This window comes from Novosphingobium sp. B 225, assembly GCF_002198665.1.
GTDB lineage: Bacteria > Pseudomonadota > Alphaproteobacteria > Sphingomonadales > Sphingomonadaceae > Novosphingobium.
Genome location: NZ_MWLM01000008.1, coordinates 1 through 8,906, shown reverse-complemented (window position 1 = coordinate 8,906; position 8,906 = coordinate 1). Strand labels below are relative to the sequence as shown.

The window sequence follows — 8,906 nt, the reverse complement described above, 5'->3', positions numbered from 1 at the left end:
CCCCGCCCAGCCTGCGCCCGATCCCGCTGGAATTGGGCGAGAGTCTGCGCGATATCGGCGATCCGGAGCTGCGTGCGGTGCTCGAATCGCTGGCCCGCAATCTTGGCGTCAATGAAGGAGGCGACGCACAGTGAAGTCCCCGTTGAAACTGCTGGCCGTGGTGGGCGCCGCGATCCTTTCGCTGGCTGCCGCTGCTCCGGCGCAGAACTGGAATACGGTGGTGGCCCGCACACCCTGGCCCGGGCACCTGTTCGGCAACCCGGCGGCCAAGGTCAAGCTGATCGAATATGTCAGCTATACCTGCCCGCATTGCAGCGAATTCCAGATCGAATCCGAAGCCCCGCTGCGGCTGAACTATATCCGCAGCGGCAAGCTCAGCCTCGAAGTCCGGCCGCTGCTGCGCGATCCGGTCGACGCAACGGTGGCGCTGCTGGCCTATTGCGGGCCGAAGGACAAGTTTCCGATCAACCATTCGATGTTCCTGCGCAGCCAGTCGAAATGGATCGTCCCGATGGTCACTGCCAGCCCGGCGCAGCGCCAGCGCTGGTCCACCGGCTCCAGGCTGCAACGCGCCCGCGCGATCGCGGCGGATTTTCACTTCTACGAAATGATGGCCACGCGCGGTTATAGCCGCACCATGATCGACAAGTGCCTGGCCGATGAGGGTCTGGCCGATCGCATGGCCAAAGGCACCGATGCCGCGGTCAACGCCGGGGTCGATCACACGCCAACTTTTGCCATCGGGGACCAGATCCTGATGGGCACCAACGACTGGCAGCTGCTTGAAGCGCAGCTTGCCGCGCGGATGTAAGCGCGTGCAGCGGCGCTTTGCTGCAAGCGTTCTGCTGCTGGCCTCGGCACTTGCGCTGAGCGGAGCGGCCAAGCCCCGTCCCAAGGCGCCTGCCCGACCGCCGGCTGTCGCGGCTCAGGTGCAATGGGACCGCAAGGTCACCGTTACCCCGGAAGGCCACCACATCCTGGGCAATCCCAACGCACCAATCCGCTTGGTGGAGTTCGTCAGCTATTCTTGCCCGCATTGCGGCATCTTTGAAATGCAGGGCGGGGAAGAACTGGTGCGCGATTTCATCCGCCCCGGCACGGCCAGTTTCGAAGTGCGGCCGTTCCTGCGCAACGAGCTGGACCTGGCCGCCTCGCTGCTCGCCAGTTGCGGCCCGCCCGCGCGGTTCTTTGCGCACAATTCAGCCTTGCTGGGCCAGCAGGACAAGTGGCTGCGCAATCCCACCCGCGCCCAGGCGCTGCGCTGGTCCGATCCGGACCGGCTCAACCGCCTGCATGCCATGGCCGAGGATCTGGCGCTCTATGATTTCATGAAGCCCAGCGGCCTGTCGCGCCAGCAGCTGGATCAGTGCCTGGCCGACGAGGCGGAGGCCGATCGCCTGCAACATCACACCGACGAGGCTATGGAACGGCTGAACGTGACGGGCACGCCCACTTTCCTGCTAAACGGTGCGCAGACCCCCGAAAACACCTGGCCGGGCCTGCGACCACGGTTGCAGGCCCTGCTGGGCGGATTCACCTGATTCACCTGTGGAGAAGCCTGTTAGCGCAGCCAATGCGCGCCCTTACAACCCCCGAGCCGCTGGGCTAGCCTGCGCCGCTCATTTCGACGAGGAATTCTGATTCGATGCTTCCCTCAACTCTGCGCCGCCTGGTCTTTACTGCCGCCCTTGCCCCGCTTGCGCTGGGCCTTGCTGCCTGTTCCAAGGGTGAAGATGCCGGCACCGGATCGCTGTCTGGCGCCCCGATCGCCAATATCGCCGCTCCGGCTGGCAAGTCCTGGGCCGAAGTAACCGCGACCACCCCTGAAGGCGGCTACCAGATCGGCAACCCGCAGGCCCCGATCAAGGTGCTGGAATTCGGTGCGCTTTCGTGTTCGCACTGCGCCGAATATTCGGAAAAGAGCAGCGCCGAAATGCGCGACAAGTTCGTCAATTCGGGCCGGGTCAGCTATGAATTGCGGCTGGTAATGAACAATGCGCTGGATATTCCGGCTGCCCTGCTCACCACTTGCAGCGCCCCCGAAGCCGTAGTGCCGCTGGCCGAACAGTTCTGGGCCTGGCAGACCACCATGTTCGACAACCTCAAGAACGCCGGGGATGCCAAGATGCAGGCCGTGGGCGCGCTGCCGGCCGATCAGAAGTTCGGCGCGCTGGCGCAGCTGGCCGGGATGGACCAGTTCTTCGCCGCGCGCGGAGTGTCCGCCGATCAGGGCAAGGCCTGCCTGGCCGACACCGCCAAGGCGGAAAAACTGGTCAAGGCCACCGACACGATCCTCAAGGACTATCAGGTGGAAGGCACGCCCACGTTCTATGTCAACGGCAAGAAAGTGGACTTGAACACCTGGGAGCTGATGAAGGCCGAACTCGAACGGCTCGGCTCGCGCTGATCCGGGGCTGACAGGGCGAACGGACCCTTTCGATGCGCATCAAGCGGCTCAAGCTGTCGGGCTTCAAAAGCTTCGTCGAGCCTGCCGAACTGCGCATCGAACCGGGGCTGACCGGGGTGGTCGGCCCCAACGGCTGCGGCAAGTCGAACCTACTTGAAGCGATCCGCTGGGTGATGGGCGAAAGCAGTCCCAAGTCGATGCGCGGCGGCGGCATGGAAGACGTGATCTTCGCCGGCACCGCCCAGCGCCCACCGCGCGATTTTGCAGAAGTCGTGCTTCACGCCGAAACCGGCGATGATCGCACCGAGCTGGAAGTTGTCCGCCGGATCGAACGCGGCGCGGGCAGCGCCTACCGCGTCAATGGCCGCGATGTGCGGGCCAAGGACGTCGCGCTGGTCTTTGCCGATGCCGCCACCGGCGCGCATAGCCCGGCGCTGGTCAGCCAGGGCAAGATCGCCGCGGTAATCGCCGCCAAACCGGCTGAGCGCCGGATGATGCTGGAGGAAGCGGCGGGGATCGCGGGCCTGCACGTGCGGCGCAAGGACGCCGAACAGAAACTGCGCGCGACCGAGACCAACCTCGCCCGGCTGGAAGACCTGATGAGCCAGCTCGATCAGCAGATCGGCTCGCTCCGGCGGCAGGCGCGCGCGGCGGAACGCTACAAGTCGCTGTCCGACCGGATCAAGGTGGCCGAAGCCCGGTTGGTCTTCGCCCGCTGGCGTGATGCGGCGGCGGCAGCGGAAGCGGCACGGGCCGAAGCGCGCTCTGCAGAGGCCCGCGTGGCCGAAACCCAGGCGGCGATGAAAGCCGCGCAGGACGCCCAGCACCAGTCCGCCCAAACGCTGGCCCAGGCCCGCGATGAACTGGCCGACCGGCGCGATGATGCCACGGCACATGGCCACCGCATGGCCCAGCTGACCAGCCAGCTTGAAGCCGCCGAACAGCGGCTGGCGGACCTGGATCGTCAACAGCAACGGCTTGAAGAAGACCGCGGCGATGCCGACCGCCTGACCCGTGACGCTGCCGAAGCGCTGGGCAAGCTGGAACGCGATCTGGCCGCGGGTGAGGAAGCGCTGACCGCTGACGAACGCCGCCGCCCCGTGGTTGCCGCAGCGCTCGATGATGCTGACCGCAACCTGCGCGCCGCTGAACTGGCCCATGCCAAGGCCACTGCCGACCAGGCCGGGGTCGAAGCCGAATGGCGCGTCGCCGATGCTGAACTCTCCGCCGCGCAGCAACGCCTGGCCCGGCTCGATAACGAACTGCGCCGACAGGAAGATCTGCGCGAAAGCCTGACTCGTGAGGGCGATCCGGATGCGGCCCTGACCGCCGCCGAGCATGCCCGCGATGCGGCCGCCCAGACCCTGGTCGATGCCCGCGCTGCGCTGGAAGCACAGCAGGCGCGCAAGAGCGAACTGCAGGCCGCGCGCGACAGCGCCGGGTCCGCGCTCGCCTCGGCCCGGGCCGAGCTCGCCGGGGTGGAACGCGAACACGGCGCCTTGCTGCGCGACCGTGAAGCCCGCGCGAAACAGGCAAGCGCCAGGCATGGCCTGCCTGTGGCGCTCGATGCAGTGCGCGCCGCGCCAGGCTATGAACGCGCTCTCGCCGCTGTGCTTGGCCGCGACGCCAAGGCTCCGCTGGGGCCTGCCCCGGCCGACGAGGACGGACGGTTCTGGACCGGAGCCAATGCGCCCAAGGCCGTTGCTGAAACCCTTGCGGCGCATGTTACCCAGTGCCCGGCGGAACTGGCCGCGCGGCTGGCGCTGGTTCACGTGGCTGATGGTGACGATGGCCGGGCGCTTGGCCCCGGCGAATGGCTGGTGACAAAGGCAGGCCGGATCCGCCGCTGGGACGGTTTTGTCTCGCGCGGCGGAGGCGCGGCTGAAGCCGCCCGGCTGGAGGCGGAAAACCGCTTTGCCGCGCTCGAAGGCGAACTCCCGCCCTTGCGCGCGGCAGCTGCGGCGGCAGAGGCGGCGCAGGCGGCGGTCGTGGCCGAATTGTCAGAATTGCAGACCGGCGTGATCCAGGCCGAACGCACTGTCACCCAGGCCAGCGAGGCAGAGCGCCAGGCCCTGCGCGCCGTCGATCAGGCTGAAGCGGCCAAGGCCCGGCTCGAACAGCGTCGCACCGAACTGGCGGCTGCCGCCAGCGATCTGGCTGAACAGCGCAAACTGGCCGAGGGCGAGCGCCAAACCGCCGAAGCGAAGCGTGCCGCCCTGCCCGATATGGCCAGCGGCCGCGCCCAGCTCGCCGCCGCGCAGGCCCGGCATGATACCGCGCGGCAGGGCTTGCAAAGCGCCACCGCCGCGCTCGCCGCGCACGATCAGGGGCTGGCTGTGGCGCGCGAACGGCTGGGCAGCCAGCGCGGTGACATCAAATCATGGCAGGCCCGCGCAGGCGATGCCGCCAGCCGCCTGGCCCAGATGACCCGCCGCTTCGAGGAAATCGCCGAAGAACGCGCCGTTGTAGCCGCCAAGCCTGCCAGCCTGATCCGCGAGATCGAGGCAGGCGAAGAAGTGCGCAGCCGCGTTGCCAGCGAGCTCGCCGCTGCAGAAGCCCGGGTCAGCACGGCAGGTGAAGCGGCACGGACTGCAGATGCGCAGTTCAACCATGCCAACGAAGCGCTTGCCTCTGCCCGTGAACTGCGCGCCGGAGCCAGCGCCCGCGCCGAGAACGAGGAAAGCCGCCGCGCCGAAATGGCCGGGATTTCTGGCGAACGCTTTCAATGCCCGCCGCCGCTGCTGCCCGAACGCTTCGAATTCGCCGCAGCCGAGGTCGGCCCCGCGCCGCAGGAAAGCGCCGAGCATGACAAGCTGGTGGCGGACCGCGAACGGATTGGCCCCGTCAACCTCGTCGCCGCCGAGGAACTCGCGACTGCCGAGGAAAAGCACGGCGCGTCGCTGGCCGAACAGGCCGAACTGACCGAAGCGGTCCACCGCCTGCGCGGCTCGATCGGCAATCTCAACCGCGAAGGCCGCGAACGCCTGCGCGCCGCGTTTGAAGCAGTCGATCAGCATTTTCGCCGCCTGTTCACCCGCCTGTTCGAAGGCGGGCAGGCGCATCTGGCCCTGGTGGACAGCGACGATCCACTGGAAGCGGGTCTCGAAATCTATGCCCAGCCGCCGGGCAAGCGGCTGCAATCACTGACGCTGCTGTCGGGCGGCGAACAGGCGCTGACCGCAGTCGCGCTGATCTTCGCACTGTTCCTCACCAATCCCGCCCCGATCTGCGTGCTCGACGAAGTCGACGCGCCATTGGACGATGCCAACATCGAACGCTTCTGCGACCTGCTTGACGCGATGGTTGGCGAAACCCAGACCCGTTACCTGATCGTCACCCACAACGCCGTAACGATGAGCCGGATGCACCGCCTGTTCGGCGTAACCATGGTCGAACGCGGCATCTCGCGCCTGGTCAGCGTGGATCTGGAAGGGGCAGAGGAGCTGTTGGCAGCGGAGTAACCGGCGTCAGCAATCAGCGCGCAAATTCCACCAGATCCCAGCGGTTGCCATAAATATCCTCAAAGACGGCAACCTGACCATAGTTTGCCATTTTGGGTTCGCGCACAAACTGCACGCCGGCGGCCAGATAGGCGGCATAATCTCGCGTGAAATCATCCGTCTGCAGGAACAGAAATACCCGGCCGCCGCATTGGTTGCCGATGAATTCGGCCTGCAATGCGCTTGTCGCACGCGCCAAAAGGATTGTGGTTGCCTGATCGCCCGCGCCGGGCGGACGGACAAGCACCCAGCGTTTGTCTTGCTCAGCCTGGTACTCATCGGCGATCAGCTCAAACCCTAACACTCCGCAATAAAAGGCAATGGCCTCATCGTAGTCACGGACGACCAGGGCAATGTGCGCGAGTGCTTGTTTCATCTGGCCTAATCCAGCACAAACCGTGGCCCCGGTCCAGCCGTCCCAGCCCTGTCTCCCTTGTTGTAGAGCTGGCAGCGCTGCAGGCTGAGGCAGCCGCAGCCGATGCATTCGTCCAGCTTGGTGCGGGTCAGGGTCAGCAGGCGGATCTTCTCGTCGATTGCCGCGCGCATCGAACGGCTGATCTTCTGCCAGTCGGCCTGGGTCGGGGTACGTCCGTGCGGGAGCTTGGACAGCTCGGCCTCAATCTCGGCCAGGCCCAGACCCAGTTTCTGCGCGATCAGGATGAAGCTAAGGCGGCGGGTGTCGCTGCGCAAGAAGCGACGCTGGTTGCCCATGGTGCGGAAGGCCTGGATCAGGCCCTTGTCCTCGTAAAACCGGATCGCCGAGACGGCGAGGCCGGTGCGCCGCGCCAGTTCGCCGATCGGCAGCAGGTCATTCCGGTTCATTGTGCGCACCCATGCAAGAAAATCCTTGACCTCAAGTTAGCTTGAGGTTGCATCCCCGTAAAGTTCCGTAGCGCCGACGGATGCCAAAGAGCTGAAAGGGAACCATTCGATGCCGCAGGGCTATCTTGAACATGCCAATATCACTGTCAGCGATCCAGAGCGATCGTCAGCCTTGTTGCGGCAATTGTGCGGCTGGCACGAACGCTGGCGTGGGCCGTCGCAGCTGGGCGGATGGACGATCCACGTCGGCAGCGAACGCGACTATCTGGCGATCTACACCACCGGCGCGCCCGTGACAGAGCGCTTTGTCAAAGGCGCGCCGCTCAACCATCTTGGGCTGGTGGTGGACGATCTCGACGCGGCCGAAGCAGTCGTGATCGCGGCGGGGCTGGAGCCATTCAATCATATGGATTACGATCCCGGGCGGCGGTTCTATTTCTTTGACTGGGACGGGATCGAGTTCGAACTGGTGAGCTATGTCTGAACCCCTCTCCCCCGCACAACTGGATGCCTATCTGGCGCGGATCGGCTATGACGGCCCGTTGCAAGTGGATGCGGTGACCCTGGCGGCACTGCACCGCGCGCATGGGCTGGCGATCCCGTTTGAGAACCTTGATGTCCAGCTTGACCAGCCGCCCACACTCGATCCCGCCGCGACCTTTACCAAGCTGGTGGAGCGGCGGCGCGGGGGGTGGTGTTACGAGCAGAACGGCCTGCTTGGCCGGGCGCTGGGCGCGTTGGGCTTTACCGTGACCCGGCTGTCCGGCGGGGTAATGCGCGAGTTGCGGGGGCCGTTCACGATGGGTTCGCACCTCTGCCTCAAGGTCCAGGCCGAGGGGCAGGACTGGCTGTGCGATGCGGGTTTTGGCGCAAGCCAGCTCGAACCGCTGCCGCTGACCGAAGCAAGCTGGAAGCAAGGCCCGATCGGCGGCCAGCTGACCCGCACCGCCGACCAATACTGGCGGCTTGACGTGCAGCAGGGTCCCAATCCGCTGAGCTATGACTTCCTTGACGAACCCGCCGATGAGGCCCGGCTGGCAGCGCTTTGCACCTGGCAAGGCAGTGATCCGGAATCGGTCTTCGTCCAGAACCTGGTGGTCCAGCAGCGCCGCGATGGGGAGCATCTGATGCTGCGCGGGCGGGTCTTTACCCGCACTGGAGCAGAGGGCAGCACGCAGCGCGTGCTGGAGAGTGCTGCCGAGCTGCTGGACCTGCTGCAGGACACCTTTGGTCTGGACGAGTCCCGGATCGCGGAGCGCTGGGACCGGATCTGCGCACGGCACACCTTGCTGTTCGGTTAGAGCAGCGCCGCTTGTGCAGCGCTGCCTCCCGCCCAGCGGTCCGCCGTCCGCTCTACCGCCAAGTCCCCCGGCCAGGTCCGGCACAGCGCGAAGGCCTGTTCGGGGCTGCCCTCCACCCACTGCGCCCGGTCTTCGGGCCGCAACAGCACGGGCATCCGGTCATGCACCTCGGCCATCTGCGGGGAGCTGTCCACCATCACCATGGTGTAGCAGTGGCCCCACTCCGCCGTGGGCCGCCACAATCCGGCGATGGCCATCAGCTCTACCCCCGGCAGGTTGTACCAGGTGCGGGTCATCCGCCCGCCCGGCCCTTCGGGTTCAGCCCATTGGCTGACCGGGATCAGGCAACGCCGCGCCGTGAAGCTGTCCCTCCAGAATGCGCTATGGAGCTTGTCATCGCGGGCGTTGGTCACGGGCTTGGGCTTCAGCTTTTGCCCCTGCCTGCCGGTCAGGACCAGCGGAAATCCCCAGTTCATCGCCCGCGCCATGCCGCCTTCCACCACCAGGCCGGGGTAACCGGGATAGACTTCGGCAGCGAAGTTGGCGCGGCTGTCCGCCGTTACATCGAACAGCCTGGCCACTTCTGCCGTGCCTTTGGTCATGCGGTAAAGGTTGCACATCAGGCCCAGACCTCAGGCATTGCCCACCACCCAGCAGGCGAGCGCCAGCAGCAGACCGAGCATGCGGTTGGAACGGAACCGGGCGAGCGCATTGTCGGCATCGTCGGGCTGCAGCGTCAGCGCTTGCCAGCCAAGGTGCGCAGCCGCCGGCAGCAGGGCAAGCAGCACCAGCCAGTCCGGGCGCAGCAGCCAGAACGCCAGTGCCCAGCACGCCGCAGCTCCCGCATAGAACAGCGCCACTCCGCCCCGCACCCGC

9 protein-coding genes and 2 pseudogenes are annotated in these 8,906 nt (G+C 66.3%); 7 read left to right on the top strand and 4 right to left on the bottom strand.

Annotation, left to right across the window (positions count from 1 at the left end; all coding sequences use genetic code 11):
- From MNBBLIKP_RS18205 to MNBBLIKP_RS01235, 5 genes and pseudogenes are all read left to right on the top strand, one after another.
- Window positions 1-134: pseudogene (locus tag MNBBLIKP_RS18205) on the top strand (DUF721 domain-containing protein); the annotation flags it as partial.
- The gene (locus MNBBLIKP_RS01250; protein WP_088306708.1) at window positions 131-811 is read left to right on the top strand and encodes a DsbA family protein; all 681 of its coding nucleotides are present in this window, start codon (window positions 131-133) and stop codon (window positions 809-811) included. The pseudogene MNBBLIKP_RS18205 and the gene MNBBLIKP_RS01250, both read left to right, overlap by 4 nt.
- A 4-nt stretch (window positions 812-815) precedes the next feature.
- Window positions 816-1,541, top strand: a complete 726-nt coding sequence (locus MNBBLIKP_RS01245; protein WP_176399602.1) for a thioredoxin domain-containing protein — start codon at window positions 816-818, stop codon at window positions 1,539-1,541.
- A gap of 104 nt (window positions 1,542-1,645) precedes the next feature.
- Window positions 1,646-2,407 carry a thioredoxin domain-containing protein gene (locus MNBBLIKP_RS01240; RefSeq protein ID WP_088306706.1) on the top strand — a complete coding sequence of 254 codons (762 nt, stop codon included), beginning with the start codon at window positions 1,646-1,648 and terminating at the stop codon, window positions 2,405-2,407.
- A gap of 32 nt (window positions 2,408-2,439) precedes the next feature.
- A complete protein-coding gene (locus MNBBLIKP_RS01235) occupies window positions 2,440-5,868 on the top strand; it encodes a chromosome segregation SMC family protein (protein WP_088306705.1) in 3,429 nt (1,142 codons plus the stop codon).
- Between the two features lie 13 nt (window positions 5,869-5,881).
- Here MNBBLIKP_RS01235 and MNBBLIKP_RS01230 read toward each other — a convergent pair whose 3' ends face one another.
- Window positions 5,882-6,283 carry a VOC family protein gene (locus tag MNBBLIKP_RS01230; protein WP_088306704.1) on the bottom strand — a complete coding sequence of 134 codons (402 nt, stop codon included), beginning with the start codon at window positions 6,281-6,283 and terminating at the stop codon, window positions 5,882-5,884.
- Between the two features lie 5 nt (window positions 6,284-6,288).
- Window positions 6,289-6,729: a redox-sensitive transcriptional activator SoxR gene (soxR, locus tag MNBBLIKP_RS01225; RefSeq protein ID WP_088306703.1), complete on the bottom strand. Its 441-nt coding sequence runs from the start codon at window positions 6,727-6,729 to the stop codon at window positions 6,289-6,291.
- 109 nt (window positions 6,730-6,838) lie between these two features.
- Between soxR and MNBBLIKP_RS01220 the strand changes: the two genes are divergently transcribed.
- Together MNBBLIKP_RS01220 and MNBBLIKP_RS01215 are read left to right on the top strand one after the other, a co-directional pair.
- Window positions 6,839-7,213 (top strand): VOC family protein, encoded by a 375-nt coding sequence (locus tag MNBBLIKP_RS01220; protein WP_088306702.1) that lies wholly within the window; start codon window positions 6,839-6,841, stop codon window positions 7,211-7,213.
- Complete coding sequence (locus tag MNBBLIKP_RS01215; protein WP_088306701.1) at window positions 7,206-8,030, top strand: arylamine N-acetyltransferase family protein; 825 nt, start codon at window positions 7,206-7,208, stop codon at window positions 8,028-8,030. Before MNBBLIKP_RS01220 ends, MNBBLIKP_RS01215 begins: the two co-directional genes overlap by 8 nt.
- Here the strand turns inward: MNBBLIKP_RS01215 and MNBBLIKP_RS01210 are convergent.
- Entirely contained in the window at window positions 8,027-8,650 is a 624-nt protein-coding gene (locus tag MNBBLIKP_RS01210) for an SOS response-associated peptidase (RefSeq protein ID WP_088306700.1), read from the bottom strand. The two genes, MNBBLIKP_RS01215 and MNBBLIKP_RS01210, sit on opposite strands and share 4 nt — an antisense overlap.
- 12 nt (window positions 8,651-8,662) lie before the next feature.
- Window positions 8,663-8,906, bottom strand: a pseudogene (locus tag MNBBLIKP_RS01205) (4-hydroxybenzoate octaprenyltransferase); the annotation flags it as partial.

Bases quoted from the DNA above. Each gene is read 5' to 3' on its own strand.
- MNBBLIKP_RS01240 (WP_088306706.1), top strand. From the start codon at position 1,646: ATGCTTCCCTCAACTCTGCGCCGCCTGGTCTTTACTGCCGCCCTTGCC.
- MNBBLIKP_RS01235 (WP_088306705.1), top strand. From the start codon at position 2,440: ATGCGCATCAAGCGGCTCAAGCTGTCGGGCTTCAAAAGCTTCGTCGAG.
- MNBBLIKP_RS01230 (WP_088306704.1), bottom strand. From the start codon at position 6,283: ATGAAACAAGCACTCGCGCACATTGCCCTGGTCGTCCGTGACTACGAT.
- soxR (WP_088306703.1), bottom strand. From the start codon at position 6,729: ATGAACCGGAATGACCTGCTGCCGATCGGCGAACTGGCGCGGCGCACC.
- MNBBLIKP_RS01220 (WP_088306702.1), top strand. From the start codon at position 6,839: ATGCCGCAGGGCTATCTTGAACATGCCAATATCACTGTCAGCGATCCA.
- MNBBLIKP_RS01215 (WP_088306701.1), top strand. From the start codon at position 7,206: ATGTCTGAACCCCTCTCCCCCGCACAACTGGATGCCTATCTGGCGCGG.
- MNBBLIKP_RS01210 (WP_088306700.1), bottom strand. From the start codon at position 8,650: ATGTGCAACCTTTACCGCATGACCAAAGGCACGGCAGAAGTGGCCAGG.